The sequence below is a fragment of the Sphingomonas sp. PvP055 genome, assembly GCF_040546365.1.
GTDB classification, from domain to species: Bacteria; Pseudomonadota; Alphaproteobacteria; order Sphingomonadales; family Sphingomonadaceae; genus Sphingomonas; species Sphingomonas echinoides_A.
Genome location: NZ_JBEPNS010000001.1, coordinates 551115 through 577014, shown reverse-complemented (window position 1 = coordinate 577014; position 25900 = coordinate 551115). Strand labels below are relative to the sequence as shown.

At 69.1% G+C, this 25900-nt stretch carries 30 protein-coding genes and 2 pseudogenes; 7 read left to right on the top strand and 25 right to left on the bottom strand.

The annotated features are described in order from the left end of the window. Positions 1-156: 156 nt before the first annotated feature. The 21 genes from ABIC16_RS02910 to ABIC16_RS02810 all read right to left on the bottom strand — a co-directional run bounded on the left by ABIC16_RS02910 (position 157) and on the right by ABIC16_RS02810 (position 17067). Positions 157-1266 carry an OmpA family protein gene (locus ABIC16_RS02910; protein WP_277969578.1) on the bottom strand — a complete coding sequence of 370 codons (1110 nt, stop codon included), beginning with the start codon at positions 1264-1266 and terminating at the stop codon, positions 157-159. A 119-nt stretch (positions 1267-1385) separates the two neighbouring features. Continuing rightward, on the bottom strand, positions 1386-1895 hold the full coding sequence (locus ABIC16_RS02905) for a DUF2793 domain-containing protein (protein WP_354289981.1): 510 nt from the start codon (positions 1893-1895) through the stop codon (positions 1386-1388). Positions 1896-1917: 22 nt separating this feature from the next. Continuing rightward, entirely contained in the window at positions 1918-4098 is a 2181-nt protein-coding gene (locus ABIC16_RS02900; protein WP_354289980.1) for a phage tail protein, read from the bottom strand. Between the two features lie 3 nt (positions 4099-4101). Further along, positions 4102-4515, bottom strand: a complete 414-nt coding sequence (locus ABIC16_RS02895; protein WP_354289979.1) for a peptidoglycan endopeptidase — start codon at positions 4513-4515, stop codon at positions 4102-4104. Continuing rightward, positions 4512-5324, bottom strand: coding sequence for a phage/gene transfer agent baseplate hub protein (locus ABIC16_RS02890; protein ID WP_354289978.1), 813 nt, complete (start codon positions 5322-5324; stop codon positions 4512-4514). The genes ABIC16_RS02895 and ABIC16_RS02890 overlap by 4 nt, the downstream gene beginning before the upstream one ends. After that, the gene (locus tag ABIC16_RS02885; protein ID WP_354289977.1) at positions 5321-7627 is read right to left on the bottom strand and encodes a DUF2460 domain-containing protein; all 2307 of its coding nucleotides are present in this window, start codon (positions 7625-7627) and stop codon (positions 5321-5323) included. The genes ABIC16_RS02890 and ABIC16_RS02885 overlap by 4 nt, the downstream gene beginning before the upstream one ends. A gap of 273 nt (positions 7628-7900) precedes the next feature. After that, entirely contained in the window at positions 7901-8551 is a 651-nt protein-coding gene (locus ABIC16_RS02880; protein WP_354289976.1) for a tail tape measure protein, read from the bottom strand. Beyond that, complete coding sequence (locus tag ABIC16_RS02875) at positions 8541-8744, bottom strand: phage tail assembly chaperone (protein ID WP_277971521.1); 204 nt, start codon at positions 8742-8744, stop codon at positions 8541-8543. Before ABIC16_RS02875 ends, ABIC16_RS02880 begins: the two co-directional genes overlap by 11 nt. Next, a complete protein-coding gene (locus ABIC16_RS02870; protein ID WP_277971522.1) occupies positions 8744-9052 on the bottom strand; it encodes a gene transfer agent family protein in 309 nt (102 codons plus the stop codon). The genes ABIC16_RS02875 and ABIC16_RS02870 overlap by 1 nt, the downstream gene beginning before the upstream one ends. Then, positions 9049-9456, bottom strand: a complete 408-nt coding sequence (locus tag ABIC16_RS02865; RefSeq protein ID WP_354289975.1) for a phage tail tube protein — start codon at positions 9454-9456, stop codon at positions 9049-9051. The genes ABIC16_RS02870 and ABIC16_RS02865 overlap by 4 nt, the downstream gene beginning before the upstream one ends. Beyond that, positions 9453-9839 (bottom strand): tail completion protein gp17, encoded by a 387-nt coding sequence (gene gp17 / locus ABIC16_RS02860; RefSeq protein WP_354289974.1) that lies wholly within the window; start codon positions 9837-9839, stop codon positions 9453-9455. The genes ABIC16_RS02865 and gp17 overlap by 4 nt, the downstream gene beginning before the upstream one ends. Next, entirely contained in the window at positions 9836-10033 is a 198-nt protein-coding gene (locus ABIC16_RS02855; RefSeq protein ID WP_354289973.1) for a hypothetical protein, read from the bottom strand. The genes gp17 and ABIC16_RS02855 overlap by 4 nt, the downstream gene beginning before the upstream one ends. Then, a complete protein-coding gene (locus ABIC16_RS02850) occupies positions 10030-10584 on the bottom strand; it encodes a head-tail connector protein (protein WP_354289972.1) in 555 nt (184 codons plus the stop codon). Before ABIC16_RS02850 ends, ABIC16_RS02855 begins: the two co-directional genes overlap by 4 nt. Before the next feature lie 89 nt (positions 10585-10673). Next, on the bottom strand, positions 10674-11726 hold the full coding sequence (locus tag ABIC16_RS02845; protein WP_354289971.1) for a phage major capsid protein: 1053 nt from the start codon (positions 11724-11726) through the stop codon (positions 10674-10676). A gap of 226 nt (positions 11727-11952) precedes the next feature. Continuing rightward, positions 11953-12330 carry an HK97 family phage prohead protease gene (locus tag ABIC16_RS02840; RefSeq protein ID WP_354289970.1) on the bottom strand — a complete coding sequence of 126 codons (378 nt, stop codon included), beginning with the start codon at positions 12328-12330 and terminating at the stop codon, positions 11953-11955. Then, a complete protein-coding gene (locus tag ABIC16_RS02835) occupies positions 12327-12632 on the bottom strand; it encodes a DUF6127 family protein (protein ID WP_354289969.1) in 306 nt (101 codons plus the stop codon). Before ABIC16_RS02835 ends, ABIC16_RS02840 begins: the two co-directional genes overlap by 4 nt. After that, positions 12632-13771 (bottom strand): phage portal protein, encoded by a 1140-nt coding sequence (locus ABIC16_RS02830; protein ID WP_354289968.1) that lies wholly within the window; start codon positions 13769-13771, stop codon positions 12632-12634. Before ABIC16_RS02830 ends, ABIC16_RS02835 begins: the two co-directional genes overlap by 1 nt. Before the next feature lie 232 nt (positions 13772-14003). Then, positions 14004-14675: a polyamine aminopropyltransferase gene (locus ABIC16_RS02825; RefSeq protein ID WP_354289967.1), complete on the bottom strand. Its 672-nt coding sequence runs from the start codon at positions 14673-14675 to the stop codon at positions 14004-14006. Positions 14676-14778: 103 nt separating this feature from the next. Beyond that, complete coding sequence (locus ABIC16_RS02820; RefSeq protein ID WP_354289966.1) at positions 14779-15093, bottom strand: BTAD domain-containing putative transcriptional regulator; 315 nt, start codon at positions 15091-15093, stop codon at positions 14779-14781. A 124-nt stretch (positions 15094-15217) separates the two neighbouring features. After that, positions 15218-16585, bottom strand: coding sequence for a DNA-packaging protein (locus ABIC16_RS02815; protein ID WP_502958277.1), 1368 nt, complete (start codon positions 16583-16585; stop codon positions 15218-15220). Further along, on the bottom strand, positions 16582-17067 hold the full coding sequence (locus tag ABIC16_RS02810; protein WP_354289965.1) for a hypothetical protein: 486 nt from the start codon (positions 17065-17067) through the stop codon (positions 16582-16584). The genes ABIC16_RS02815 and ABIC16_RS02810 overlap by 4 nt, the downstream gene beginning before the upstream one ends. 270 nt (positions 17068-17337) lie before the next feature. Here ABIC16_RS02810 and ABIC16_RS02805 point away from each other — a divergent pair, with 270 nt between their 5' ends. The 3 genes and pseudogenes from ABIC16_RS02805 to ABIC16_RS21160 all read left to right on the top strand — a co-directional run. Next, a complete protein-coding gene (locus tag ABIC16_RS02805; RefSeq protein ID WP_354289964.1) occupies positions 17338-17544 on the top strand; it encodes a hypothetical protein in 207 nt (68 codons plus the stop codon). 106 nt (positions 17545-17650) lie between these two features. Next, positions 17651-19027 (top strand): annotated as a pseudogene (locus ABIC16_RS02800) (PQQ-dependent sugar dehydrogenase); the annotation flags it as partial. A gap of 135 nt (positions 19028-19162) precedes the next feature. Continuing rightward, positions 19163-19270 (top strand): annotated as a pseudogene (locus ABIC16_RS21160) (PEPxxWA-CTERM sorting domain-containing protein); the annotation flags it as partial. A gap of 54 nt (positions 19271-19324) precedes the next feature. Here ABIC16_RS21160 and ABIC16_RS02795 read toward each other — a convergent pair. The 3 genes from ABIC16_RS02795 to ABIC16_RS02785 form a co-directional block, all read right to left on the bottom strand. Beyond that, positions 19325-19840: a glycine zipper 2TM domain-containing protein gene (locus ABIC16_RS02795; RefSeq protein WP_354292242.1), complete on the bottom strand. Its 516-nt coding sequence runs from the start codon at positions 19838-19840 to the stop codon at positions 19325-19327. 101 nt (positions 19841-19941) lie between these two features. Continuing rightward, entirely contained in the window at positions 19942-20886 is a 945-nt protein-coding gene (gene dapF, locus ABIC16_RS02790) for a diaminopimelate epimerase (RefSeq protein ID WP_354289962.1), read from the bottom strand. Positions 20887-20935: 49 nt separating this feature from the next. Then, positions 20936-21409, bottom strand: a complete 474-nt coding sequence (locus ABIC16_RS02785; protein ID WP_354289961.1) for a DUF6456 domain-containing protein — start codon at positions 21407-21409, stop codon at positions 20936-20938. A gap of 100 nt (positions 21410-21509) precedes the next feature. On the opposite strand from ABIC16_RS02785, the gene ABIC16_RS02780 reads away from it, so the two are divergent. After that, positions 21510-22073, top strand: a complete 564-nt coding sequence (locus ABIC16_RS02780) for a helix-turn-helix domain-containing protein (RefSeq protein WP_354289960.1) — start codon at positions 21510-21512, stop codon at positions 22071-22073. After that, positions 22070-22834, top strand: a complete 765-nt coding sequence (locus tag ABIC16_RS02775; protein ID WP_277970510.1) for a glutaminyl-peptide cyclotransferase — start codon at positions 22070-22072, stop codon at positions 22832-22834. The genes ABIC16_RS02780 and ABIC16_RS02775 overlap by 4 nt, the downstream gene beginning before the upstream one ends. A gap of 166 nt (positions 22835-23000) precedes the next feature. Here the strand turns inward: ABIC16_RS02775 and ABIC16_RS02770 are convergent, their stop codons facing one another. Next, positions 23001-24032: a flagellin N-terminal helical domain-containing protein gene (locus ABIC16_RS02770; RefSeq protein ID WP_354289959.1), complete on the bottom strand. Its 1032-nt coding sequence runs from the start codon at positions 24030-24032 to the stop codon at positions 23001-23003. A gap of 236 nt (positions 24033-24268) precedes the next feature. Between ABIC16_RS02770 and ABIC16_RS02765 the strand changes: the two genes are divergently transcribed. Then, positions 24269-25546: a sigma-54 interaction domain-containing protein gene (locus ABIC16_RS02765; protein ID WP_354289958.1), complete on the top strand. Its 1278-nt coding sequence runs from the start codon at positions 24269-24271 to the stop codon at positions 25544-25546. Then, positions 25543-25899 carry a flagellar hook-basal body complex protein FliE gene (gene fliE, locus ABIC16_RS02760; protein ID WP_277970513.1) on the top strand — a complete coding sequence of 119 codons (357 nt, stop codon included), beginning with the start codon at positions 25543-25545 and terminating at the stop codon, positions 25897-25899. The genes ABIC16_RS02765 and fliE overlap by 4 nt, the downstream gene beginning before the upstream one ends. Position 25900: the final 1 nt, after the last annotated feature.

The window sequence follows — 25900 nt, the reverse complement described above, 5'->3', positions numbered from 1 at the left end:
CGTTTAGCGCAAGAATGGGAAAAGGCTAGCCGCGGCGTCCCAGCCCGGGACGATAGTCCGGACCGATGCCCCGTTTCCGCACCGTCGACGCACAAAAAAAGGGGAGACCGGCCGTAGCCGATCTCCCCGATTTTCTCGTGCCGTAAGGCGTCGAGCTTAGTTGCCCGAACCCGGACCGTACGTGACTTCCACGCGACGGTTTTGCACTTCGCGAACACCGTCTGCGGTCTCGACGCGCGGACGGCTCTCGCCGAACGCTTCCGAGGTGATCACGCCAGCGGGGATCGAATGCGCGGTCAGGTAAGCCTGGACCGAGTCATCGCGACGCTGCGACAGACCGACGTTGTACGAAGCCGAACCCGAACGGTCGGTGTGACCTGCGAGCATGACACGTGCGCTACCGCAGTTCTGGTACTGGGCGATCGCGTTGTCGAGAATGCCAGCAGCCTCAGGCGTGACGTCCGACTTGTCCCACTCGAAGAACACGATGAACGGACCAGGCGAGCAGACCGGTGCCGGCGGCGGCGGCGGAGCGACGGGCTCTGGCGGCGGCGGCGGAGCGACGGGCTCTGGCGGCGGCGGCGGAGCAGCAGGCTCGCCGAAGTTGTACGTCAGACCTGCGAGCAGGCTGTGCGTACGGAACTTGCCGTCGAACTGGCGACCCGAAACGTCGATCAGGCGGACCTTGTCGGCGGTGAAGAAGCGATACTTCAGCGACGCGTCGACGTGGTTGCTGATCGGTGCGCGAACACCGGCGATGCCCTGGTAGGCGAAGGTCGTGTCGCTGTCGTTCAGGAACTGGGTGTTGCCCTGAATGTCGTAGCGGCCCTTGACGCGTGCTGCACCAACACCACCGCCGACGAAGCCCTGGATGCCGTCATCGTCACCGAAGTCGAGCAGGCCGTTGACCATGAAGCTGAGTGCCGAGGTACGGCCGTTTGCGCCGTTGTAGTTGCCCGGAGCGAACGTCGTGCCACCAACCGTGGTAGCAACCGTCGAACGGAACGCGTCGACTGCTGCCGACTTGTAGCCGACTTCGGCTTCAACGCGGAACATGCCGAGATCGTAACCGATCACACCATCGACGTCGTAGCCGTAGTGATGATCGACGTTGCCTGCGGTGTTCGCGCCGGCAATGTTGAACTTGATGTCTTCGACGATCATGCCGCCACCGTCGACACCGACGTACCACGACTTGTCGCGGGCGAGGGCAGGTGTGGCGAGAACGGTGGTCGCAAGCGCCATGGTAACGGCTAGCTTCCGCATAAAAAAACCCCTTCTTCTGGTTGTCACTCGGACAGCGCAAACCCTCTACCCAACAGAAGGTTTCCGCGCAAGCGAACAAATGCCGGGATCTGTTGCCGAATTGCCACAGCAATCGCCTGTCAGGCAACGCCAAAAATCAGTCCATGCTGCTGTAATACGGTGATAATTTCGGAAATCGTCTGTCGGGCGATAACATCCACCACGGACCCACCTGATGGTACCGCAATCGCGGGCTGGGGGGGGCCGACCGATTGCGCACCGGCGATGATCAGCCGGTTTGCGCGGGCGATTCCGATCTCCCAATGCCCAGTCCGATAGCGCGCCAGGCACTGGTCGGCGGAACTCCACGCCGACATGCCCTCCGTAGGCGCCACGAAACGCCACCCCCCGGCGGTCCATCCCGCAAGCGCCCCGCTCTGTCCCGTCCAGGCACCGGTCGGCGCGGAACCGACGATCCAGCATTGGCCTGGCAACGGCGCGGTCGGCGGAACCGTCAGCCCGATCGCCTCGACGATCGGTTGCACTGCAATATCGATCAGGGCGAGCGCTTCGTTATGCGTCAGCTCCTTTTGCGCCTGCCCTGTCTGCAGCAACGGCAGCGCCAGCCGTGCGGTCGTTTCGTCGCTCATCGTGCTGTTCCTTCGATTCAGTTCATCCGCTGATCCACAATCGCGCAGGGGGCGATTCTCCAAGGGTTCCCGCCTGCCGCACGGCAATCATCGTCCCACTTCCACGCTCTGCGGCGCGCAGCAGGAAGGCCGGGGTGCCGACGAAAACACTGCGCGGCGCGGGACCGTCGTCGTCGATCGTTACGCGATAAATCTCGCGCTCCTCCGCAAGGGGGGCGTCGATCCCGTCGGTCCATTGCCAGCCGTTTCTGCTGCGCCGCACCCAGGAAATGGCGACATCGCCGCCGCCGATTTCGCGCCCGCGCAACAATACCGGCGACGGCGGAACGACCGAGGTTCCCGTCAACGACAGGGTCGCGCTCGCCGGCCCGGCAAGATCGCCGACCCCGCTCGCAAGGATCCGCACCGATCCGCCGATCGCCGCCATCGGCAGGTCGATCGTCATCGCCTGCGACGGGGTCAGGATCGCGAACCCGTCGCCCACCGCCTGTGATCCGATCGCTCGCTCGCTCCCGCGGCGTCCGCGCAGCAAGGACGACAGCCGCCACCGCGCCACGCCGATCTGTTCCGCCGTTCCGAACTGAAGGATCTCGTCGCCAACCAGCGCCAGGTTCGCGCCCCCCGCCAGCGCGGATGCGCTCGCGCTCAGCAACGCCATGTCCCCGTGCGCCAGATCCACCTCGAACCGGTTGATATCATCGCGCAAGCTTGCGGCGGCGATCCCCGGAAGCGTCGCGATCCGCCCGACCACGCCCGCAGCGGCGGTCGTCCCCGCGGTGATCCAGCGGACACCGTCGTCCACGCTGTACAGCACCGCCGCCCGCCGCCAGCCGGGCTGGGTTCCCGCCGCAACGATCGTGATCCGCGGCGTCGCCAGGAGACTATCGTCGAACGGCAACGTCTCGGTCACCGCGAGGACCGTCGTGCCCGCCGCCACGTCGGGCGCGGGCAGCACGCGGCCCGGGCTCGCGCGCGCGGCGGCGGATGGTGCCGGAAGCCGCACGCAATCGAGCGTCACGACATGCCGCTCGAACCCCCAGCGCGTAACCCGCCATATGCCGCCGACGCCCCGGATCGTGACGCGCGCGCCCGGCGCCAGCGCGATCGCGCCCCAGCCCAGCGTCACGCTGCGCCGTTCGCGTCCCGCCTCGCCACGCGCGAGCGTCTGTTCCGCGATCGTCTTGGCGGCGCCCGCATGCACCGCCGCGACGAGCTCCATCCGGTCCTCGCGCGTACCCGGTCCGGGACGCCCCGCGCGCTGCACGCCGATCTGAAAGTCCCGCGCCGGATCGTAATGCGATACGGTCACCCCGCGCGCGACCGTCTCCAGCGCCGCAATGCTGCGGCCGTGCGCCGCTTCGGAGGCGCCTGCGGGGGCGACCGTGCCGTCGTCGATCGCACCATCGGGGACGATCCCGCCCCGCAGCACCAGCCGCGCATCGCCGAGCGCGGGCGCGGGCGAAAACCACCCCCCGCTCGCCTGGGCGAGCGGTTCGATCGCACTGCGCACGCTGTCGCCATAGGCCGCGAACCCGACCAGATCGGGCGCGTCGAGCGTTCCCGTCACCGCGCCCCCGGCAAGGTCGCGGATGATCGTCCCGATCGGCACCGGCCCATCCTCCGCAATCACTTCGAAGGTCAGGGAGGGAATGCGATTGCCAAAGTCGGCCAGTTGCAGATGCTCGAACACCGCATAGGCCAGGCCACGATGCGCCGGCGTCAGGCCACCCCCTTCCGCCGCCGCGAGCAACGAGTCCGCCGCCTGGTCTTCGCCTCCCAGGTGCAGCCGGAACCCGGTCGCGCTCTTGAACACCCCGTCGACCCCGCGCAGCAGCTTGCCGTCCGCCCAGATCCGCCCGACGCGCAGGATCGGCCGCGCCGACAGTGCCACCGCGAACGACACCGAATAGCTGTAGGCGGTCGTGCTCGGCTGCCCCTTGCCGCCACCGCTGCGCGCCGCGCTCTCGATCAGCTCGGTCGACCAGATCACGCACCCCCCGACCCGCATCGTCCCGAAGACACGCTGCAGCGGGGTGCCGTAGCTCGATGTCTGGACGTGCAGTGCGGACAAGCGCGGCCCGCTGCGCCCCTTGGCCGGGAACAGCAGAGTGTGGTCGATCGCATTACCGAGCGCAGCGCCGATCGCGCCACCGATCGGCCCGCCGATCACCGACCCAACGGCCGTCAAAACGAGCGTCGCCATCGATCAGTCTCCCTCGTCATCGGGCAAATGCCAGCAGCCCAGCACGGCCCACGGCGGTGGCCCCGGTCGCTCGACCACCCGGCGCAGCATCGCATCGGCATGGACGATCCCGCCGGGAACGATCACCGCGAGATGCAATTGCCCGCACCCACTGTCGAACAGCGCGATCCCGCCCGGCGCGAGCGTCGGACCGCGCACGAACCCCGCGCTTTCGAACTGCGCCGCGATCTCCGCAGCATGGCCACCCCGCAAGGCATAGCCCTCAGGGATCGCCCCCACGTATCCCGCCCCCCGCACCGCGAACGCGACGACCCCGACGCAATCGAGCCCGAACGCCGGATCCCGCCCCTGCAACCGGAACCGCGCGCCGATCGTCCGCCGCGCGGTCGCCACCACGGCGTGGTCGCGGCGCGTCATGCGCCGGGATAGCGCGTCAGCAGGTCGATCCCCGGCAGATACGGCTCGCCGCGAAAGTTCGCCGCGTTGCCGAACCGGGCGGCGCACGTCGCGAGACTCTTGTCGCACCCCTCGATCAGCTCGACCAGGTCGCCCGCAGCCACCGCCAGCGGCGGTTCGCTCCGCAGCGTCACGCTCGCGCCGTCCGAACCGGCGATGGCACTGCGCAACCCGCTGTTCGCGCCCCCGATCCAGCGCAACAGCCCCCCGCCATACGCCCCCACGCTGGGTTCGGCCGCGTCGAGCGTCAGCCTTTGGCCCGCGCTGGCAACGACGCGCAGCATCCGCCGTCGCGCCGCCAGCGGCACCCGGCAGCGCGCATCGCCCAGCTCGGCGCGGCATTCGGGCGAGGTCAGTTCGACCACCGGCCCCTCCAGCATCGCACCGGTACCGCGCAACTCGGCGGTAAACCCGCCGCGCTGCGTCTCCACCGCGCCGATCGTCCCGATCCCCAGCGGCACGCGCGTCGTGTCCGCGCCGGTCCAGTCGACCGCGAACAATATGACCCGCGCGCCGTCCCACCGCCCCGCCACCAGATCCGCCTCGGTGATCGCCGCACTCGTCAGCGCGCCGGTGATGTCCATCGTATCCGCGTCGAGACCGTCGCTGCGCCGGATCGCGGACGGCGTCATCCCCGGCGCCGCGCGGTGGACGAGGCCGTCGATCGTCAGGTCGCGGTCATGATCGGTCAGCCCGAGTGCAATCCCGTCGCACCGCTCGATCCGCCAGCACAAAGCGATCGTGGTGAGCGCACCGTCGAGGAAACTCATGCCGCTTCCTCACGCACTTCGATCAACGGCACGCTCGTCGCCGCACCCGCCAGGAAGGTCGCGCGCGTCACGCTCAGCCGGTCCTCGGCAAAGCGCACGGGCACGTCGAACTGGAACCCCGCGGTCACGGGCGCGCCCGCAGCGGGCGGATCGTCGAAATCGACCCATCCCCCGGCCACAAGCGTGAAGCGGGTCGTTTCGCTCGCCGCCACCGCGACGCGAACGCTCCCCGCGACGGGCCGCGTGATCCGGCGCACCGCATCGCCATACCGCTTGACGAGCGGGAACCGCACGGTCGTCCCATCCCCGGTGCCGATCCGCTGGTCGAGCGGGGTCGGCACGCCGCCGCCAGAACTGGAATCGAACGGATCGCGCAGCCGGAACCCGCGCGCCGGCCCCATCCGCGCGCGGAAGAAGGCGAGCAAGGCGGCGATATCCGCCTCGGATCGCACCCCCGGCCCGACGTCGTAGCGTGTCCGCGCCTCCGCCCAGCTCGCGTTGCGCGCCTCATGCCCGCCCCCGCTCGTGACGATCGCGGTCGAGAATTCGGGGCTGACCTCCGCCTCGCGCCCGAGCGAGATCGGGAACAGCACGTCGTCGAACGGATCCACCGCAGTCTCCTCCTGGTCGAAATGGACGAACCCGTCGCGCAGCACCTGCGGCAAGGCCCATAGGAACGTCCGCGCGGCCCCGCGCGCGCGTGCTGCGCCCGCCGCCGTCTCGATCGCGCGCCATTCGGCGGCCTGATCGGGCCGCAGCACGAAGCCCGAGAAATAGTGCGTTTCCCCCACGGCATAACCGAGCCGCGCCTGCATCGCCGCCACGCCGCGCGCCGTCGCCGAGACATCGCCCGCGACGACGAAGTCGTAATCCTCGAGCTGCAGGACATCGAACGCGGGCCGCGCCCAGCCGAGCGGCACGTTGGCGCGCTTGGCCTCGGGCATTGCGGTCGCCAGCACCGTCGGCAGATAGACCAGCAGATGCGTCTGCACGCTGGGCGCGACCGCACGCACCGCCGCGACCAGCGCCGCGGTCGACGCGGCCAGCACGACGCCCGCGCTATCGAGCAGCGCGCGCTCGCCTGCGGTGGTCACGCTCGCGAGCGTGGCGATCTGCACCGGACTCCCGCCGAACGCCGCCCTCGCCGCGCCATCGTACAGGCAGGGGCGCCCGTCGGGCAGGACCCACCACCACGGCTCCCCGATCTGGAATTTCGGCGCCAGCCCCGCCGCCACCCCGATCCCGAGGAATGCCGCCGCCACCGCCCGCAGATATCCCATCGCCCCGCCATGCGCGGGGGACAGCAGCGTCGAAGGCGGCGACCAGCCGGTCTGCGCGGGCGTCCCATCCCACGCGCGCTGTTTCCAGTCGCCCCAGCAATAGGCGTCGAACAGTTCGTAGCTCAGCGACCAGATCACGTCGTAGCCGAGCCTGCGCGCGCCCTCCGCGAAATCGCGGTGCCATGCCGCCGCCGCCACGTTGAGCGCCCCGCCCGCGAGTCCGACGTAAAACCCACCCGAGTTCGCCTCGAGCCGCATATAGTGGCTCATCCCGACATAATGCGTGATGCTCCCGCGATACCCAAGCAACAGCGCGTTGCGGAGCAACCGCGCGGGCGTGAGATTGTAGCTGTCGTCATAGCCGCTCGCGATCGACAGGCCATGTTCGGGAACGATCGCATCCCCGATCGCGAGCACCGCGCCCGATCCGTCGCAGGTGATCCCGCTCAGTTCGACCCACGCCTCGACCGGGGCCGCCAGGGGCGTTGCCCCGCCCGCGACATATCCCGGCGGGACCAGCGAGACGAACATCCGGTCGACGTCCCCCGCCCACACCGGATCCGCCTCGCCCGGCAGCACGAATCCGCCCGCGAGATCCGCAAAATCCAGCGTCACGCGCGCGTCCTCCGGCGTGCCCGTGGCGTAATTCCACAGCCGGACATACCACGCCCGCGGCGCCCCGCCCGCATCGCGTCCCTCGATCGTCAGCACCGGGCCGTTGACCGCGTCGAGCGCCACAACCCCCGCGGACCGCCAGCGAAACGCGAGCCGACAGCTGCGGAAATCCCGCGACGTCGCATAGCGCAGCAACGGATGATCGTGCGTATCCTCCGCGTCCCAGATCACCCCGGCGAGATCGCCCGGCGTATAGAACACCGCATCGACCCGCAGCGCATCGGGCGCGGTGGTGGTCACGGCGGCCATCATCGGCCGCGGGAAGTCGACCGTCCAGAACCGCGGATCGAACCGCGAGATCACGCCTTCCGCCTGCACCGTCCGTTTGGTCGCGAGCCAATAGGCCATCGTGCTTTCTCCCACGCGCCGCCCTGTCGCCCCACCCGTTCGGGTCGGGGGCCGGGATTCTCTGTCATTCGCAAACGCGTCCGCCGTTCAGCATGACGGCAGGGCGGCGGCCGGGGGACGTGTGCCCACCCCACAGGCTGCGTCACCCTGAACTCGTTTCAGGGTCCACCGCGCCATGAGTCCGGTCCGCGCCCGTCGCGCGGTGGATGCTGAAACAAGTTCAGCATGACGCCCGCGCGGGGCGGGTGTCGGACTACCAACGAACGACCCCGCTCACTCCGCGCTCAGCGCCGCCTTCACCGCGCGCGCGACTTGCCGGCTGGACGCCGCCAGTGCCTGCGCCGCATCGCTCCCGCCCTGCACGGTGATCGAGACTCGAACGTCGCGCGCGCCCCCGCCCCCGCCACCGCCACCGCCTGCGGGAACGACACTCCCGCTCGCGGTCGGCACGAACAGTTCGGGCCCACGCTCGCCGACCCAATAGGGCCGTGCAGGCGACACCGGCCCGCCGGTCGCGCGCCCCGGCGCGCCGCCGAACACACCCTCGAGCAGCGAGAGCACCCCGCCACCGCCGGGCCAGCCCCCGCCCCCGCAACAGCACCCGCCCTGACCGGGTCGCGGCATCAGTTCCGCGCCGCCCCCACCACCGCCGCTCCCCCCGCCGAACAGCGCCTGAATCCCACCCCGCAACGCCGAAGACGCGATGTCGTCGAGCACCCCGAGCGCAACCTTGCGCAAATCCTCGAACCCCAGCGACCCGGTCCGCACCGCCTTGCCCAGCGCACCCTCGATCGTCCGCGCCGCGCGGTCCACTCCGTTCGCCAGCGGCCCCTCGAGCGATGCGCGCATCGCGTCCACGTCGCTCGCGAAGCCCACGGTATCCGCGCGCACACCGACCACCAGCCGTTCGATTTCATCCGCCATCGGGAAACGCCTCCTGCATCCGCGCGATCGTCGCGGCATCGGGCGGCGCGACCGCATCGCCCGCGCCCGTCAGCACCGCCACCACCGCGCCCAACTCCGCCGGGGTCGCGCGCCAGAACACCTCCGGCGCCCACCCCAGCACCGCCCCCGCCAGCCCGGCGAGCCGCACGCTCGCCTCGGCGAACCGCTCCATCACCGCCCCGCCAGGATCTGCCCGAGCAGCACGCGCAACACCGGCGTCGCCTCGGCAAGCCCCGCACGCACGACGCTCTCGCCCATCGCCTCGCGCGTCATCGCCTCGGGCGCATCGACACGGCAGTGCCAGAACAACGCGACCATCTCGCCGAGCGCGAGCGACCCCGCCGCCGCGCGCTCGACCAGCGCGAACAGCGGCCCCAGCTCGCGCTCCGCCGCGCACAACGCGGTGAAGCTCGGGCGCAACACCAGCCGCTCGCCCCCGACGCGCAATTCCGCCTCGCCGCGCTCCGGGTTCGCGCTCATGCCGCGACCGCCGGCCCGGAGCTTTCCAGGCTCAGCGTGTAACTGCGCTCGCCGTTATAATCCCCGGCATAGTCGAGCCGCGAAACGAGGAACTTCCCCGTCAGCGTCTCGCCGCTTTCGAAGCTCAGCCGATAATCGTCGAGCACCCCCGACAGCGCATTCGCCTTGATCCGCAGCTCCGCCGCCGACCCGACGAACACCCCCGCCGCCGACACGCTGACGCTGCGCACCCCCGCCCCCGACAACAGATCGCGCCACCCGCCCGAATCCTTCGACGTCACCGCCACCATCGCGCCGTTGATGCTGAGCTGCGTCGTCCGCAGCCCCGCGACCGTCTGATAGACGACCGGCGTCGCCCCGTTCCCGACCTTCAGCAAGAAGGCACTGCCCCGTTCCACGCTCATAAACCCTCCATCATGCGAATCCGGTAATCCATGCTCGCGCTCCACTGGCCGGGGCTCGTCCCCCAGCTGCGGCTGCGCACGAGCCCCACGCTCGCGACTCGCCACCCGGGCAGGTCGCGCGGCAAAGCTTCGATCGCCGCGCCGACGCTGGCGATCAGCGCCGCCAGCCGCACCGCCGTCTCGCCCGCGTCGCGCAGCGTCACCAGCAGCCGCAGCTCACGCCCGGCGCGATCCTTCGCCCCCCAGTCGAGCGCGATCAGCTCGCCCAGCTCGGCAAACGGCGGCGTCGCGCGGACCGGGGGACCGGCATAAACGCCGTTCAACCCCGCGACCGCGCGCAGCTTCGCCAGCACCGCCGCCTGGAGCACGCTCTCCGCGCTCATCGCAGCAAACTCCCGATCCAGCGCAGCCGAGGATCGTCAGCGGTCACCCGTCCGGTCAGGACTAGGTCGTCACCGACCTCCTCCACCGCCGCCTCGGGAAACGTTTCGCGTAGAGTCGTCGCAACCCGCCCCCGCACGCGCGCCGCCGCGGCTTCGCCGATCGCGCGACCGCGCTCTTTCAGCCCGTCCATCATGGATGCTCTCCCGCCAGCAACGCGATCCGCCGGAACGGTCGCCACAGCGCGGTCACCGCGAGCGGCGGCGGCGTGGCATGTTCGCGCGCATCGAACAGATGCGCCGCGAGCAATACGACCCCCTGCCGGATCGGCCCCGGCACCCCCGACCAGTCGTTCGCCATCCCGGCGTCGAACACCACCACGCGGGTGCCGCTCGCGCCATCGCTCACGCGAACCCAGCCCTCGCCCTGCGGATCAATGTCGATCGCATAGGTCATCGCCGCGAGCGCCACCCCCGCCACCGTTTCGACCTGCGTGATCGCGCGGACCGGCGCCGCGCCGATCCGCTTCCACGCGCCCGTCACGCCGAAGCTTTCGCGCATCGTCCGCCGGATCGTCACCTGCCCCAGGAAGCGTTCCGCGAGCCCCAGCGCGGTCTCGGCGAACGCGACGATCAGGTCGTCCTCGTCCGCACTCGCGACGCGCAGCACCGCCTTGACCGCCGCCACCGCGAGCGCACGATCCCCCGCCCCGAGCGTCACCACGCCCGGGCCATTATCCTCGATCATGTCGATTCCTTTGCACCACGATCGCGGCGGCCAGCGCGCGATCCATCCCCAAACCGCGCGCCGCCCGCCCTTTCTGGCCGCCGATCCGCTCAGGAAACCGCGAACTTCATCAGCTTGATCGCCTCGCTGTTCGACACGCACCCGCCGATCCGCTTGGTCGCGTAGAAATTGACGAACGGCTTGTTGGTATAGGGATCGCGCAGGATCACCGTCTCCCGCCGCTCCGCGATCAGATACCCCGCCTTGAAGTTGCCGAACGCGATCGACAGGCTGTTCGCGGCGATGTCGGGCATGTCCTCGCTCTCGATCACCGGATAGCCGAGCAACGTCCCCGGCGTCGCGCCGCTCAGGCTCGGGCTCCACAAGAACTGCCCGTCGCTGGTCTTGAACTTGCGGATCCGCGCGAGCGTCGTCGCGTTCATCAGGAACACCGCGCCCTGCCGATATGGTGCGCGCAAAGCCTGAACGAGGTCGATCAGCCGGTCCTGCGGCGTCGTCGGGAAATCCCCCGCCACCCCGCTCGCGAGATATTGCAGCGTCCCGAACGCGCGCGTCGCGTCGGTCGTGGCGGCGGTGGTCGCCTGGAGGAACCCCTTGGGGCGGCTGACCCCGCTCCCGGTGATGAACGCGCTCCCCTCCGCCTTGGCGAATTCGAGCGCAATTTCATTGGCGAGCCACGCCTCGACGTCGAACGCGGCGTCGTCGAGCATCGCCTGGCTCGCGCTCGGGTTGGCGTAGAGTTCGCCCATCGGCGGGGCGATTTCGGTGAACACCGGGGTCGCGGTGCCCGGCCGCGCATCGGTCTCCGCCGCCCAGCCCGACGGCGTGCCCCCGGTCGTCACCAGCTTGCGATACCCCGCCGACCCGACCTGCACGACATTGGCGATCGCCCGCATCGGCGACGCCGCCTTGAGCGTCGCGTCGATCACGCTGTCGATCTCCTTGGGGATCGCATAGCCACCCGCGTCGCCGGACACCCCGGTAAACGCCTTCATCTCCACGCTCGCCCCGCTGCGCAGGAACCCCTCGAACCCGCCGCCCGCCGAAGCGCCGCCCCCCGCGAGCATTGGCCGGCTTACCGGCCCGCCCAGCGCCTGCGTCTCGAAACTCGCTTCCAGTGCATCCATCGTGTGATCGGTCATGTCATTCTCCCACGCCAAAGCACCCGGACGACACCGCCGCCGGGCAAAGAAACCTGTGATTCTGGAATTTTGGAGAGCCGCCCCCGCCCCCCGGCGTCATCCTGAACTCGTTTCAGGATCCAGCCCTCAGCGAGTCCGGACCAAGCCCGCTGCACGGTGGATGCTGAAACAAGTTCAGCATGACGGCAGCTTTTGGGGCCAGGCGTCACGGCACGTCGGTCAACCCTCAGTCCGAAATCGCGTGCACCCGCGCCAGCGGCTGCATCGGCTGCGCGACCAGGCTCACCTCGATCAGATCGAGCGCGGTCAACTCCCGCACCGCCGCGCCCGTGCGCACGCCAGCCCGCACGCGATACCCGATCGAAAGCCCCGAAACGCCCCCGCCGCGCACCATCCCGGCGAGCGCCGGATCGTCGATCCGCCCGATCACGCGCAGCCCGCGCGCATCCGGCACGACCCGCTCGACCACCCCCACCGGCGCCCCCCGGTGATGCCACAGCAACGGCACGGAACCGGCAACATCGAACGCCCCCGCCCGGATCACGTCACCGCCGCGATCGACCCGGTCGAACACCGCGGCGTACCCCGCAAAGCGCAAGCTCACTTCACCCAGTCCCAGAAGCCGGTCTTCACCGCGATCCCGGTCAACAACAGCGCGCCCGCGATCCGCACGACCCACCCCAAAGCGGCCTTCCACACCCGCTTCTTAGCGTCGCGCCAGGCGCCCAGCAGCTCGCGCAGCTCCGCCATGTCCTTGGGCGCCGCGCCATCGTCGAGCCCCAGCCGCGCCAGCGCGCGCGTCGCCGCGACTTCGCCCGCTTCCTCCGCGATCGCGCGGAGCGTCGTCAGGTCCGCGCCCTCGCTCGACCCCTGCGCCATCAACTGCGCCAGCAATGCACCACTCATTACGCATCTCCCACACCAACTGGCGCGATGCCGAGCATCGCGCGTTTCTCCTCGGAACTCAGGAAATCGGCGGCGCTCACTTGCCCCCACAGCCGCTCGCGATCCTCCGCCAGCGCGGTGATCCGGTCGAGGTCGACGCCCAGCATCGGCGTATCGAACCACCCGCCGAGCGCCTGCCCCAGCGCCGCCAGGATCGACCCCGCCAACGGCAGGATCGCGAGCCGCCACAACGCGCGGTTCGCCTCGCGGTAATTGGCGTAGGTCGCGTCGCCCGGCAGCCCGAGCAGCATCGGCGGCACCCCGAAGGCGGTCGCGATCTCGCGCGCGGCGGTCGCCTTCATGCCGGCAAAGTCCATGTCGGCGGGGGTGAGACTCAGCGGTTGCCACTTGAGCCCGCCCTCGAGCAGCATCGGCCGACCCGCATTGCGCGCGCCCGCGAACCCCGCGTCCAGCTCGCCGCGCAACCGCTCGAACTGTTCGCGCGACAGGCTCGACCCGTCGCCGGGATCGTACACCAGCGCGCCCGAGGGCCGCGCGGCATTGTCGAGCAGCGCGGTGTTCCACGCCGCCGCGGCATTGTGCAGCGCCATCGCCCCCGCCGCGCTCGCCAGGCAGCCGAGCCCGTAATGGTCGTCGAGCGGATGGAACGCCTTGATATGCACCACCTGCGGCCGCCCCGCCGGATCCTCCGCAACCAACCGGACCGACCGCTCGCCGACGCCGTAGCGATAGGCGACCGGCCACCCCGCCGCGTCGGGCTCGACCGTCACCCGCTCGGGCCGCAGCGCGAACAGCTCGACCACGTCGCCGCGCGCGTCGGTCAGCAATTGCACATAGGCGTTGCCATGCAACAGCAGCTGCGCCGCCACGCTCGCGCACAACGCCTGCCCGCCCAATCGTGCCTGGACCAGCGCGACGATCTCGGGCGCGCCCAGCAACGGCGCATCCCCGATCCCCTCCGCGATCAGCCGCACCGCGCGCTGCGCGATCGCATTGCCGAGATACAGCGAGCGCACCTGCGCCTCATAAGAGCGCGGCACCTCCCCCACCCCGAACCCGCTCGCAAACCGCGAGCGCGCACGATCGAGCGCCGGTCGCGATTCCTCGCGACCGGCGGCTTTCCAGCCGAACCATTTCATGATGTTCTCCTGTGCGGGCGCGAGCCTATGCCCGTGCGCCATGATCGGCACGCGGCGATCCCCCCCGCCGATGCCTGTTCAATCCGTCATTCGGTACGCGCCCTGGTGAAACCAGGCCCGACATCCCCATCCGTTCGGGCTGAGCGCAGTCGAAGCCCCACGCGCAGCGCAGGCCCTTCGACTGCGCTCAGGGCGAACGGAGGGGGAAACGCACGCCGGAGGCGATGCCCCCTTACCCCCGCGTCGCGAACCAGATCACGTGGCGCGGCCCCTTGCCGTTCTGCCGCGCCTTGACCGCGACCTCGTCGACCAGGAACCCCGCCGCCTTCAGCCGCGTGACGAAGCGCGCATCGGGCGCCGCCGACCAGATCGCCAGCACGCCCCCCGGCCGCAACGCCGCCCGCGCCGCCGACAGCCCGCGCGGCGCGTACAAGCGGTTGTTCTCCGCGCGCACCAGCCCGTCCGGGCCGTTATCCACATCGAGCAGGATCGCATCATAGCCACCCTCAGGCGCCAGAATCGCCTCCGCGACGTCCCCCTCGAACACGCGAACGCGGGGATCGTCGAGGCACCCGTCCGCCACGTCCGCCATCGGCCCACGCGCCCACGCCAGGATCTGCGGCACCAGCTCGGCCACGACGACCTCCGCGCGCACCCCCACGACCCCCAGCACCGCGCGCAGCGTAAACCCCATGCCGTAGCCGCCGATCAGCACCCGCGGCGCCGCGACACCCGACACACGCGCGCACGCCATCGTGCCCAGCGCCTCTTCGGAGCCGTTCATCCGCGTGCTCATCAATTCGTTGCGATCGACCACGATCATGAAATCGGCCCCGCGCCGGTACAGCGTCATGGCGTCCCCACCGGGGATCTGCGCCGTGTCGATCAATTCGCGCGGTACCATCGGACGCTATTTCCCTGCCGTCATCCGCATACCGGGACGGCGGCGGAGGCTCGCGTCCCTACCGACCGGCGCGGCAAAAAGCCACGCCGGTCGGCGGTGGGGATCAGCGTGCGGCGAGCACCGTTGCGCTCGCCAGCATGTGCCGCGCGACCTGATGCGACCAGATCGAATCGCCGGTCCGCGTTTCGAGCATCACATTGTCGAGCGTCAGCGCGCGGCGATAGACCGTCGCCGCCTCGCCGCTCCGCCCGGCGCGCGCATAAGCGTTGGCGAGTTCGATCTGCGCGCCGCCATCGCGCGGATCGACCTGCGCGCTCGCCTCGACCGACCGAATCGCGTCGGCGGATCGGGGCGCGGCAACCGCCACGGTCGACAGGCTCGCCGCTGCAACCAAACCCAAAGCCAAGGTCCTGATCATCGCTCCGTCTCCCATATTGGTCTGTTGCAGTTTGATGACACATATGCTGCACTTTTGTGAAATGGTTTCTGCAGGGGGGTGCCCTCGGCAATTCGGGCTGCTTTGGTCTGGGGCGCACCGCCCCTCACGGCGCCCGGACGCTGGCCGTCCGGCGCTTCGCGATCATCAGTTCCCCCAGCGCCCACACCAAGGCATCCGCGCGGTCGGGCGAGCGCCCCGCCCCCTGATAGCCGCCGCCCACCACCATCCCGCACAGCTCGGTCTCGAGCTCGGCAAACACCCCGACGTGCGACACCCGCCCCCGCTCGTACAAAATCGACACCGGCTCCGCCCGCGCGACCTTCCCCGCGGCAGCATGGACCAGCCGGAGCGGCAGCCCCGCGTCCGCCGCGAGCAGCACGCTCTCGACCATCTTGCCGCCCTGGTTCTTCTCCGCGATCACCCGGTCCGCAGCGTGCCGCGCCGCACACGCCGCCACCGCCTGCGCCCACCCTTCCGGCGACAGCCCGGAAACGCTCGCATCCTCCAGCACATAGCCACGCCCGTCGCGCCCCAGCGCGACCGCGACGATCCCGCACGCATCCCCCCGCCCCGAATCGGTCCCGGCGGGCGGATCGACCGCGACGATCGTCCGCACCAGCGCCGGCGCCACCGCAACCCGGCACGCATCGAACTGCGCGCGCCGCCACAACGCGCCCTCGGCTTCCTCGATCAACTCCCCCGCAATCTCCTGCCGCGCGAGCCGCGTTCCCCCATACGCGTCCTCCAGCGCCGCGATGAACGCCTCGGGCAGATGCGGATTGTCCTGCGTCCGCCCGACCGTCTGGACGAGGTCGCGCAGCGCCATCACCCGGCGCATCAGCGGGATCGGCCGGGGCGTCGTCGTCACCAGCACGCGCGGATTGTCCCCCAGCCGCATCCCCAGCATCAGATTGTCCCACGCCGCGTCGCCGTAGCGCCACTTGGCGAGCTCGTCGCACCACGCCGCATGATGTTCCGGCCCGCGCAACGCCTCCGGGCTCGCCGCCGAGAAGATCGCCGCGCGCGCACCCGAGGCGAACACGATCTCGCCCGCACCGCGCCGGTAATCGACCGGCGCGTCGCCGCGCGCGACCGAGACCAGCCCGCTCTCGCCCTCGATCATCACGCGCCGCACGTCGTCGATCGTCGCGCCGACCAGCGCGATCCGCGCGCCCGGCATCGTCCGCGCGATCTCGCTGACCCATTCCGCCCCCGCGCGGGTCTTGCCGAACCCGCGCCCCGCGCGGATCAGCCACACGCGCCAGTCGCCAGGCGGGGCGAGTTGCCCCGGATGCGCCCACAGGAACCACGCGTCGTTGAGCGCACGCCGGTGCGGCGCGCTCAGCCCGCGGAGCAGCTCGACGCGCTCCTCCGCCGACAGCGCGAGCATCCGCTCGACCAGCGCCGCGGTCGCGCGCGTGCCGGTCTTCCGTGGCACCGCCTTGCGCGGGCGGCGGGTGCCGCCGCTCATGCCGCACCCCGGCGTTTCTCGATCGCGCTCAGCTTCCGCAGGATCGCCGTATCGGCATCGGCGATCGTGCTCCGTGCCTCGGTTGGCCCCGCCTTGTCGGCGCGTTTCGCGGCGCCACCGCGATACGCGGTGAGCAGGCGCAACGCGGCGTCCATGTCGAGGATCGTGCCGTGCGGAGTCTCGATCCCCGTCGCGCGCGCCGCGCCGGACAGGACGTGGCCTAGCACCAGCGTTTCGAGCAACTGATACCCGTGCTCGATCGCGATCTGCCAATCGCGGGCAAACGCCGCATCGTGCCGCCGCAAGGTATAGACTGCGCTGACCCGGACGCCTGCCACCGCGGCGGACGCGGTGACGTTGCCGCTGATCGCGAGGTGATCGAGGAACTTGCCCTTGCGCAGCGGTGTCCAGCGGACCCACCGCCGGCTTTGCGACGCGGTCGCTTCGGGCGCCGCCTGTAGAATGTCGGGTTGAAGGGCCATCGCTGTCTCCACCGGTTCGCGCCAACGCAAACGGGCCGGAAAGCGTCCCCGCCCCGGCCCGTCCTCACCGCCCTCTCACCCCACCCGTCTACTCGGCGGCGGCGGTGCGCAATTCTTCATCGTTCCTGTTATGTACCAAAGCAGCGTCGCGATGTCAAGCACAATGTACCAGATCGGTTAGATACGGTTTGCCTTTCGGTCGCGGCCTGAATCTCTGGACCGTTCTGCAGATCCGGGCGTTCGGCGGCTATCCTTTCAGGGAGACGGATCATGGCGAAGACATTGGCAGGGTTTACGGTCGGCAAGTCTGGCGAAGACTATACGATCACGATCGAGGAAGAGGGCGGCGCGACCGAGGAATATACCGCGACCTACGACCAGCTCGACCTGATCGTCGAGACGGTCGGCGAGACGCTCGACGAAGACGAGGAAGAAGCGCTCGCCGTCGACGGCGAGGGCGACGAAGACAAGGACTAAGCGACGCTCGCCCGGTTCGGGCGATGTCGGTGATAGAGCGCCGCGCGGCCCATGCCGTGCGGCGCTTTTTATTGCGGTTAACGGTCGCGCGGTGGCAAGCGTACCCATGCGTTACCTTCAACCCGATCCGTATAATTATGGCACACCGTCCCAAATCGGGAAATTGACTCGCTCACACCTGAACCTGATCGTCGCGGTCAGTATCCGGGGGGTCGAGTTCATGACACGTATTTCGAAAGTTTCGCTGTGGATCCTCGCGCTTGGCCTCGCCACGCAAGCCAGCGCGACCGCGATCGTCAATCCGCTTCCCCCGATCCCGCCGGGCCGTACCGTCGGCGTTCAGCGGTTCCTCACGGTCCCCCCGCTCGCACAAGCCGGGTCGAGCGTCCGGATCCAGCAGATCCAGCCCGTTCGCGACGGATCGAACCGGTTGATGATCAACGATACGCGCGGCCTGCTCTACGTCACCGACACGCGCGGCAGCGCGGCGCAGCCGTGGTTCGACATCCGGAGCCAGGGGGTCGGTTTCTCCAACAGCGCGAACACCACGCAGACCGGGCTGATGAGCTTCGCCTTCCATCCCAATTTCGGGCGGGACGCGACCAAACCGGGCTACGACACCTTTTATACGATGGACACCAGCGCCCCGACGGGTCGTGCGAGCTGGGCGGTCAGCGGCGCGCCCAACAATCACGAGAATATCGTCCACGAATGGACCGTCGCGGACCCGCACGCAGCCAGCGCGACGATCGTCTCGAACCGCGAAGTGCTGCGCGTGGCACAGCCCTATTCGGATCACGGCGCCGGGACGATCGCGTTCAACCCCGCTGCTGCCAGCGGCAGCACCGATTACGGCAAGCTCTACATCGGGTTCGGCGACGGTGGGGCGGCGAACGACCCGTTCGACAGCGCGCAGAGCCTGACCAGCCCGTTCGGCAAGATCCTGCGGATCGACCCGGTCGATCCCGACGGCGCGGGGCCGCGGACCTATGCGATCCCGGCGGGCAACCCGTTCGCCGACCAGCCCGATGCGCGCCCCGAAGTCTGGGCCTATGGCCTGCGCAACCCGCAGAATTTCTCGTTCGATCCGTCGACCGGATCGATGCTCATTTCGGACATCGGCCAGAATCAGATCGAGGAGGTCAACGTCGGGCTGGCCGGCGCCAATTACGGCTGGCCGCTGCGCGAGGGCACCTTCGCGCGCGGGACCAGCGGATCGGACTTCAACATCTACGCCACCCCCGCCAACGACGGGCGCTTCGCCGATCCGATCGCGCAATATGACCATGAGGAGATCTTCCGCGACGGTCACACGCTGGCCGGGGTCGGCGGCGCATTCCTTTACGCCGGCACTGCGATCCCGGAACTGATCGGCAAGGTCGTGCTGGGCGATCTGGTCACGGGACGGCTGTTCTATTTCTCGCCCGACGGCGCGGTGAACGGCGCGCCTGCGCCCCTGTCCGAACTGTTCCTGACGCTCGACGCCCTGCCGACCACGATGCTGGCGCTCGCCGGAACGAGCAATAGCGCGGGCGGCCGCGTCGATCTGCGCCTCGGGCGCGATGCCGATGGCGAACTCTATCTGCTCACCAAGACGAAGGGCGAAATCTTCCGGCTGGTCGGCAGCGTCCCCGAGCCCGCGACCTGGGCAATGCTGCTGCTCGGCTTCGCGATGATCGGCGGGATGGTCCGCCGCCGCGGCGCCGCGGCGACCGCGACGGCGTAACGCCGTTCCGCGGGGGCCGGGCGATCCGTCACCCGGCCCCCGCGGACGTCAGGCTCAGCGGCAGCGCACCTGCGCATTGTTCTGGTCGACCGACTTGCCGACCAGTCCGCCCGCGAGCGCCCCGAGGATCGTCCCCACGCCGCGCGAATGCCCGCCGTCGATCACGTTGCCAAGCACACCCCCGCCGACCGCGCCCGCGATCAGCCCGGTCGTCCCGTCGTTGCGCTTGCAATAATAGCGCCCGTCGTTCCCGGCATAGACCCGGTCGTCCGGACCAAGCACGCGCTCCTGATAGCGCGAGGGATCGTTGCGGTAATAGCGCGACGGATCGTAATTGCCTTCGTCGCGATTATCGAACTCCGGATCGGCGTACCGCGAGTCGTCATAGGCGGCCGGACGCGGGTTGCGATAGCCGCGCGCGCGCGCCTGCTGATACCGGTCGTATTCGGCGCGGAACGTGCGCCATTCGTTGTCGAACCGCTGCTGCGCCTGCTGGAAACGCGCCTCGTCCGCCTGGTTCTGCGCCAAAACGGGGGTCGCGACGGCGAGGCTCGAGCCGACCAGCAGCATCGCGACGCGAACGAAAGGATTCATCGGGGTCTTCTCCATTCCACCTGTGGAACCATCTATAGGCGCGCCGCCCGATGAACCGGACATTTCCGCCTTTCGCCTCACCGCAAGCCCGCGCGCACCGCATCCCATGCCGCGATTTCATCGTCATAGCGGCGCGTGATCGTCACCGGCCCGGCGGTCGCGCTGGCCAAGTCGACGTCGACCGTGCCGCGCCATTCGAACGTCGCATTGCCCGACAGCCGCACCATGCCCGCGGCACTCGCCTCGGCCCGCACCATGCCACCCCGATTTAACACCGTGATCTCCGTGTCATAGCCGCACCGCGCGGTCAGGCACGCGGCGAAGGTGGATGCCGCCATCGCGCTCCCGCAACTGTCGGTCAGCCCGATCCCGCGCTCGAAGGTCCGGACGAACAGCGTCGTCGTATCGCGCACCTCGACGAACGAGACGTTGGCGCGGTTGGGCAGCCAGTCGGGCGCCGCTTCGCACATCGTCCCCAAATCAACGAGTTCGGCCTCGTCGATCGTCCCGACGAAGGTCACCAGATGCGGATTGGGCATCGCCACCGCAGTGAACCGCCGGGCGCTGCCAAGCGGCGGCACCGGCGTATCGACGATTCGCGCCATCCCCGCCTGCAGCGGCCAACGCGTCACGTCGAGATCCGCCGGCCCCGCCACTTCGCGCACGGTAAAGACGCCAGGCGCAAGCGCCGGATCGCGCGAAACGTCCGCCGCGGATTGCTTGAGCCCGACCCGCGCCGCCGTGATCCCGAGCGCCTCGAACCCCGCGCGCGCCACGCACCGCAACCCGTTGAGGCACGTCTCGGACTCACTACCATCCGAATTGAACATCCGCATTTCAAATGGATAGCCATCCTGCCGGTTCGCCAGCAGCAGGATCCCGTCCCCGCCGACGCTTCCTGCCCGGTCCGCCAGCGCGATCGCGACCTGCGCCCAAGCGGTGTCGTCCAGGTCGATCGCGCGCGCGTCGATCAGCGGAAAATCATTGCCCGAACCGTGGCATTTGAGAATGTCGAACTGCATGCCCGCCGCCATAGCCGCTTCCGTGGCCCCATGCGAGCGGCACGCGCCGTCACGCCAGGCCATAATGATCCGCCAGCCGATCCAGCGCGAGCGTCAGCACCACGCGTCCGCTCCGCTGCGGCCAGCCGAGCGCCCGTTCAGCGTCCGGCACCCCCTCGCCCGCGCAGATCACGCGCCACAGCACGTCGCAAAGGCCCCGCCCGGCCCCATCGAGCGCCGCATCGAACCGGCGCTTCGCCGCGATTTGCGCGGTCGTCGGGTCGAGCGCACCGCCGCCGCCGCCATCGACTCGCGCCGCCCAGCGCATCGTCACCGACGGCGCGAGCGCGGCGCGTTCGTAATCCGCTCGCAACCGCTCCCCAGCCTCGAATTGCCGCGCATCGACCAGTCCGCGCGAGCGCAGCCAACCGAGCGGCGATTCCGCGAGGTTGACCGTAACGGTCCGCCCACGCCCCCCGCCCCGGCCCCGCTCACCGGAAACGATTCCCCGCGCATCGAAGCCGCGTTCCACCAAGTCTCGCATCGCCCTGGTCCCCTTCGAGTCGGCAACGGGATTGCCATGAGGGCGGGTCTGTAGGACAGAGACAAACCCATCTGGTTTTCTCGGGCAGGAAGAATCGCGTATGATCACCGCCATCCGCGAAGTCCGCCGTGCCAAGGGCATGACGCTCGACGACGTCGCGCGCGCCTGTGTGCCGCCAACCACCGCGCAGACGATCGGGCGGCTCGAAACCGGAACGCGGACGGTGTCGGTCGGCTGGCTCAACCGCATCGCCGATGCGCTGGGGGTGCGCGCCGCCGATCTCGTGCGCTTGCCCGACCAGCCCAACATTCCGGTTGCCGCGGTGCTCGACCCCGAGGGCGCCTATGCCCCGCGCCGCACCGCGACCGTCGCGCCGCCGGTCGCGACCCCGGAGCATATCGCGGTCACCGTCATCGCGAGCATCGGCGATTACCGCGCCGGGGACGAAATCTGGTGCGCGCGGCTGGCCCCCGACCAGTTCACCCGCGCGCTCAATCGCGACGTGCTGGTACCGCGCCCGGCCGGACGGTTCCTGTTCGGCCGGATGATCGGCCACGACGGCGCCCGGCTGCATCTGCTACCGATCGGTCCCGGCACCCGCCAGCAAGTCGTCACCGATCCACCGTGGATCGCAACCGCCGTCCGATTGGTTCGTAGCTTATGATCGCCTCCCTGCTCCTTGCCGCCGCCTGGTCGTGGCAAGCCGTCCCCGCGCCCGCACAACCTGCACCGCTCCCCGTCGCGCAAGCCGAGATCGTCGCGACTTACCCGCACGATCCGCGCGCCTTCACCGAAGGGCTGCTGATCGATCGCGGCACGCTGTACGAAAGCACGGGGCGCGAGGGCCAGTCCGACATCCGCCGCGTCGACCTCAAGACCGGGCGCGTGCTTGCAAGCGTGAAACTCGCGCCGCAGCTGTTCGGCGAGGGCATCGTCGCGTGGCGCAACCAGTTGCTCAGCGTGACCTGGCATGGCGGCCAGGGCTTCAAATGGAGCCTCCCGGGCCTCAAGCGCACCGGCGGCTTCCGCTACACCGGCGAAGGCTGGGCGATGACCGACGACGGTCGCAACATCATCCTGTCGGACGGGACGCCGGTGCTGCGCTTCCTCGACCCGTCGACGCAGAAGGTCGTGCGGCGCCTCACCGTCACCGCCAACGGCCGCCCGGTGCAGCAGCTCAACGAGCTCGAATATGTCGACGGACAGATCTACGCCAATATCTGGATGACGCCGTATATCGCGCGGATCGACCCCGCCAACGGGCGTGTGGTCGGGGTGATCGACGTATCCCCCCTGATCGCCAAGGTCGCGCTGGCCGACCGCGATTCGGTCCCCAACGGCATCGCCTACGACCGCGTCGCGCACCGACTGTACGTAACGGGCAAGAACTGGCCGAGCCTGTTCGAGATCAAGCGCCCGCGCTGATCTACGCGAAGTCGGCACACGCAAAAAACCCCGGCGGTCGCGCACGCGACCACCGGGGTACTTCGAGACCGCCCCCCGCACGGTGCTGCCCAATAAGGAAAGGCGGGGGGTGGCCCGGTCGGCCCCGTCACCCAGGATAGGGGGACGGGCGACGGGACCGGTCGGTTTAGCCGAGCAGCTTCAGCACGCCCTGCTGCGACTGGTTCGCCTGAGCGAGCAGCGCGGTCGACGCCTGGCTGAGGATCTGCGCCTTGGCGAGGCTGGTCGTCTCGGTCGAGAAATCGACGTCTTCGATCCGGCTCTTCGCGTCGGTCAGGTTGGCGACGCTCGAGGTCAGCGTGTTGACGACCGAAGCGAGACGGCTCTGGCCTGCACCGAGCGAGGCGCGAGTCGTATTGACCGCACTCAAGGCACTGTCGAGCGCCGTGAGGGCAGACGTTGCTGCCGAGACGGAGGAAACCGAAACACCACCGCTTACGGAGTCACCAGGTTGCGCCGGAACATAGAATTTATCGCCGGTTGCGAGGACTTTGGTAGTACCGATCTGCGCAGTTGTAACGACGGCTGCGCCACCGAAATTGGCTCCGTAAGCAACGTCTTCAGCCGTCACGACGTGATTCTGGCCCAACCGCGAGTCGTTGGTTGCTGCAACGATGGGGCCGAGACCCGCGGGTACGGCGCCACCCGGCGTACCACTGACTCCCGTCAGGTTGAGACCACCGATATTCAGGCTTACCTGATCGCCCGAACTGGAACCGGTCTGGATGCTGATGCTCGTGCCGCTGTTGCTGAAGAGTGGTACGTTATTGTAGTTGGTCGCAACAATTTTGGTAAGTTGCTTCTGTAATTCGGTGACTTCAGCCTGCAGATTGGTTCGGTCGCTGTCCTGATAGGTTCCGGAGGCAGACTGAACCGCCAGTTCGCGAACACGTTGCAAAATATTGGTTACTTCGCCAAGCGCGCTATCGGCGGTCTGCGCCAGCGCGATACCGTCGTTGGCGTTGCGGATCGCCTGGTTCTGGCCCTTGATCTGCGACGTGAACGACGAAGCGATCGCCAGACCGGCGGCATCGTCCTTGGCCGAGTTGATGCGCTTGCCGGTCGACAGACGCTCGATGCTGGTCTGCAGCGCGCTGTTTGCGGCGTTCGACGAGTTGCTCGCCTTGAGCGCCGCGACGTTGGTTCCGATAACGGTCATTGATGGTCTCCAGGAAGGTCCGGCAATCCCGCCGCCCCCTATCGGAGAGCCGAGCCGCCATCCCAGGTAACGACCGTTCCGTCCCGGCTTTAAGCGCCAACCGATATTTTTTCGACGCTGCGTTCCTGCCGCCAACTATCGGGCGGCAAAGCGGAAAAAAATTGCCGGGTTGATGCCCGATTTAACGCGGAATTTACTACGGAGGCCGCATTCCCCGAATCGACAAGGGGATTTCCATGCGATCCATCGTTCCATCGGCTGCCATTCTTCGCCAGCATTACGCGCTGGTCTCGTGCCTGCGCGCGCAGGGCTTCACGATCGGCTCGTATCAAGACGGCAAGCGCGCGCCGGGCGAGTTCTACCTCGTCGCGGCCGGGGAAACCCCGCCGGTCTCGGCGCGCACCGTCGTCCTCGGCAACGAAGGGCGGATGATCATGCCGTCGCGCGACGGCAGCCCGGCCTATGTCTCCTATGACGAAACCGACGCAGCGGTCGGCGCAGGCTTCGTCCGCGCATTGCTCGCCGATTCGGACATGCCGACCGCCGCCGACCCCGAGAGCCTCGCGCTCCACACGCTCGCCGACCGCGTCGCCGCCGCCGACATCACGGTGCTGATCAACGGCCCGACCGGCACCGGCAAGGAAGTGCTCGCGCGCTCGATCCACCTGAAGTCCAACCGCGCCGCCAAGCCGTTCATCGCGATCAACTGCGCCGCCCTCCCCGAGACAATGCTCGAGGCGTTGCTGTTCGGCCACCAGAAGGGCTCCTTCACCGGCGCCTCGTCGGGGGGCGACGGCTTCTTCCGTGCGGCCGACGGCGGCACGCTGCTGCTCGACGAAATCGCCGAGATGCCGCTGCTGCTCCAGTCCAAGCTGCTCCGCGCACTGCAAGAGCGCGAGATCGTTCCGATCGGCGCGACCACGCCGCAGCCGATCGACGTCCGCATCATCGCAAGCGCCAACCGCGACTTGCAGGACGAAGTCGCCGCGGGCCGCTTCCGCGCCGATCTCTATTATCGCCTGTCGGTCTTCCCGCTCACCACCAAGCCGCTCGCCGACCGCGTGCAGGACATTCCCGCGCTCGTCGCGACGCTGATCCTCCGCCATGCCGGCAACCGCACGACGATCCCCTGGCCATGCGCCGAGGCGATCGAGTTGCTGTCGCAGCACGACTGGCCCGGCAACGTCCGCGAGCTCGAGAACGTCCTCCAGCGTGCGCTGCTGTTCGCGGGCGGCGACACGATCCTGCCCGAGCACATCGTGTTCGATCGCCCCAGCGCACGCGCGACGATCGCGGTCAACGCGTCGGAAGCGCCAGCGACACTCGGCAACATCGTCCAGATGCACGAATTCCAGGCGATCCGCGAAACGCTCGCCGCGTGCAACGGCAGCCGGATCGAGACCGCCAAGCGGCTCGGCATTTCGGAGCGCACCTTGCGTTACCGATTGGCCAAGGCGCGAGAACAAGGCGACGACATCATCCGCGCGCATGACCGCACCGCGGTGTCGGCATGAGCGTCGGTGGCATCGGCGGCGCGGGCGGGATCGACCGCGTCATGGCGCTCCGCGCGCAGATTCTCGAACGCAACCAAGCGCTTGCCCGCGCCAGCGCGACGCCGGCCGCGGCACCGGTCACCGAAACAAAGCCCGCCAGCTTTGCCCAGTCGATGCAAACCGCGCTGGAGAACGTCAACCAAGGCCAGTCGCAGGCCGCCAAGCTCAGCGAAAGTTATGAGCGCGGCGAGACCGTCGACATCGCCAAGGTGATGCTCGCGCGCCAGCAGGCGTCCGTCGGGTTCGAGGCGACGCTGCAGGTCCGCAACAAACTCCTGTCCGCCTACAAGGACATCATGAGCATGCCGGTCTGAC

What these genes read in the sequence shown, in the direction of transcription:
- ABIC16_RS02785 (WP_354289961.1), bottom strand. Translation starts at nt 21,409, where the DNA reads ATGCGAGACTTGGTGGAACGCGGCTTCGATGCGCGGGGAATCGTTTCC.
- dapF (WP_354289962.1), bottom strand. Translation starts at nt 20,886, where the DNA reads ATGCAGTTCGACATTCTCAAATGCCACGGTTCGGGCAATGATTTTCCG.
- ABIC16_RS02815 (WP_502958277.1), bottom strand. Translation starts at nt 16,585, where the DNA reads ATGAGCGGCGGCACCCGCCGCCCGCGCAAGGCGGTGCCACGGAAGACC.
- ABIC16_RS02770 (WP_354289959.1), bottom strand. Translation starts at nt 24,032, where the DNA reads ATGACCGTTATCGGAACCAACGTCGCGGCGCTCAAGGCGAGCAACTCG.
- ABIC16_RS02870 (WP_277971522.1), bottom strand. Translation starts at nt 9,052, where the DNA reads ATGAGCGCGAACCCGGAGCGCGGCGAGGCGGAATTGCGCGTCGGGGGC.
- ABIC16_RS02880 (WP_354289976.1), bottom strand. Translation starts at nt 8,551, where the DNA reads ATGGCGGATGAAATCGAACGGCTGGTGGTCGGTGTGCGCGCGGATACC.
- ABIC16_RS02855 (WP_354289973.1), bottom strand. Translation starts at nt 10,033, where the DNA reads ATGATGGACGGGCTGAAAGAGCGCGGTCGCGCGATCGGCGAAGCCGCG.
- ABIC16_RS02890 (WP_354289978.1), bottom strand. Translation starts at nt 5,324, where the DNA reads ATGAGTTTCCTCGACGGTGCGCTCACCACGATCGCTTTGTGCTGGCGG.
- ABIC16_RS02775 (WP_277970510.1), top strand. Translation starts at nt 22,070, where the DNA reads ATGATCGCCTCCCTGCTCCTTGCCGCCGCCTGGTCGTGGCAAGCCGTC.
- ABIC16_RS02850 (WP_354289972.1), bottom strand. Translation starts at nt 10,584, where the DNA reads ATGATCGAGGATAATGGCCCGGGCGTGGTGACGCTCGGGGCGGGGGAT.
- ABIC16_RS02765 (WP_354289958.1), top strand. Translation starts at nt 24,269, where the DNA reads ATGCGATCCATCGTTCCATCGGCTGCCATTCTTCGCCAGCATTACGCG.
- ABIC16_RS02905 (WP_354289981.1), bottom strand. Translation starts at nt 1,895, where the DNA reads ATGAGCGACGAAACGACCGCACGGCTGGCGCTGCCGTTGCTGCAGACA.
- ABIC16_RS02895 (WP_354289979.1), bottom strand. Translation starts at nt 4,515, where the DNA reads ATGACGCGCCGCGACCACGCCGTGGTGGCGACCGCGCGGCGGACGATC.
- ABIC16_RS02810 (WP_354289965.1), bottom strand. Translation starts at nt 17,067, where the DNA reads ATGGCCCTTCAACCCGACATTCTACAGGCGGCGCCCGAAGCGACCGCG.
- ABIC16_RS02865 (WP_354289975.1), bottom strand. Translation starts at nt 9,456, where the DNA reads ATGAGCGTGGAACGGGGCAGTGCCTTCTTGCTGAAGGTCGGGAACGGG.
- ABIC16_RS02910 (WP_277969578.1), bottom strand. Translation starts at nt 1,266, where the DNA reads ATGCGGAAGCTAGCCGTTACCATGGCGCTTGCGACCACCGTTCTCGCC.
- ABIC16_RS02900 (WP_354289980.1), bottom strand. Translation starts at nt 4,098, where the DNA reads ATGGCGACGCTCGTTTTGACGGCCGTTGGGTCGGTGATCGGCGGGCCG.
- gp17 (WP_354289974.1), bottom strand. Translation starts at nt 9,839, where the DNA reads ATGAGCGCGGAGAGCGTGCTCCAGGCGGCGGTGCTGGCGAAGCTGCGC.
- ABIC16_RS02805 (WP_354289964.1), top strand. Translation starts at nt 17,338, where the DNA reads ATGGCGAAGACATTGGCAGGGTTTACGGTCGGCAAGTCTGGCGAAGAC.
- ABIC16_RS02820 (WP_354289966.1), bottom strand. Translation starts at nt 15,093, where the DNA reads ATGATCAGGACCTTGGCTTTGGGTTTGGTTGCAGCGGCGAGCCTGTCG.
- ABIC16_RS02825 (WP_354289967.1), bottom strand. Translation starts at nt 14,675, where the DNA reads ATGGTACCGCGCGAATTGATCGACACGGCGCAGATCCCCGGTGGGGAC.
- ABIC16_RS02780 (WP_354289960.1), top strand. Translation starts at nt 21,510, where the DNA reads ATGATCACCGCCATCCGCGAAGTCCGCCGTGCCAAGGGCATGACGCTC.
- fliE (WP_277970513.1), top strand. Translation starts at nt 25,543, where the DNA reads ATGAGCGTCGGTGGCATCGGCGGCGCGGGCGGGATCGACCGCGTCATG.
- ABIC16_RS02830 (WP_354289968.1), bottom strand. Translation starts at nt 13,771, where the DNA reads ATGAAATGGTTCGGCTGGAAAGCCGCCGGTCGCGAGGAATCGCGACCG.
- ABIC16_RS02835 (WP_354289969.1), bottom strand. Translation starts at nt 12,632, where the DNA reads ATGAGTGGTGCATTGCTGGCGCAGTTGATGGCGCAGGGGTCGAGCGAG.
- ABIC16_RS02875 (WP_277971521.1), bottom strand. Translation starts at nt 8,744, where the DNA reads ATGGAGCGGTTCGCCGAGGCGAGCGTGCGGCTCGCCGGGCTGGCGGGG.
- ABIC16_RS02845 (WP_354289971.1), bottom strand. Translation starts at nt 11,726, where the DNA reads ATGACCGATCACACGATGGATGCACTGGAAGCGAGTTTCGAGACGCAG.
- ABIC16_RS02795 (WP_354292242.1), bottom strand. Translation starts at nt 19,840, where the DNA reads ATGCTGCTGGTCGGCTCGAGCCTCGCCGTCGCGACCCCCGTTTTGGCG.
- ABIC16_RS02885 (WP_354289977.1), bottom strand. Translation starts at nt 7,627, where the DNA reads ATGGCCTATTGGCTCGCGACCAAACGGACGGTGCAGGCGGAAGGCGTG.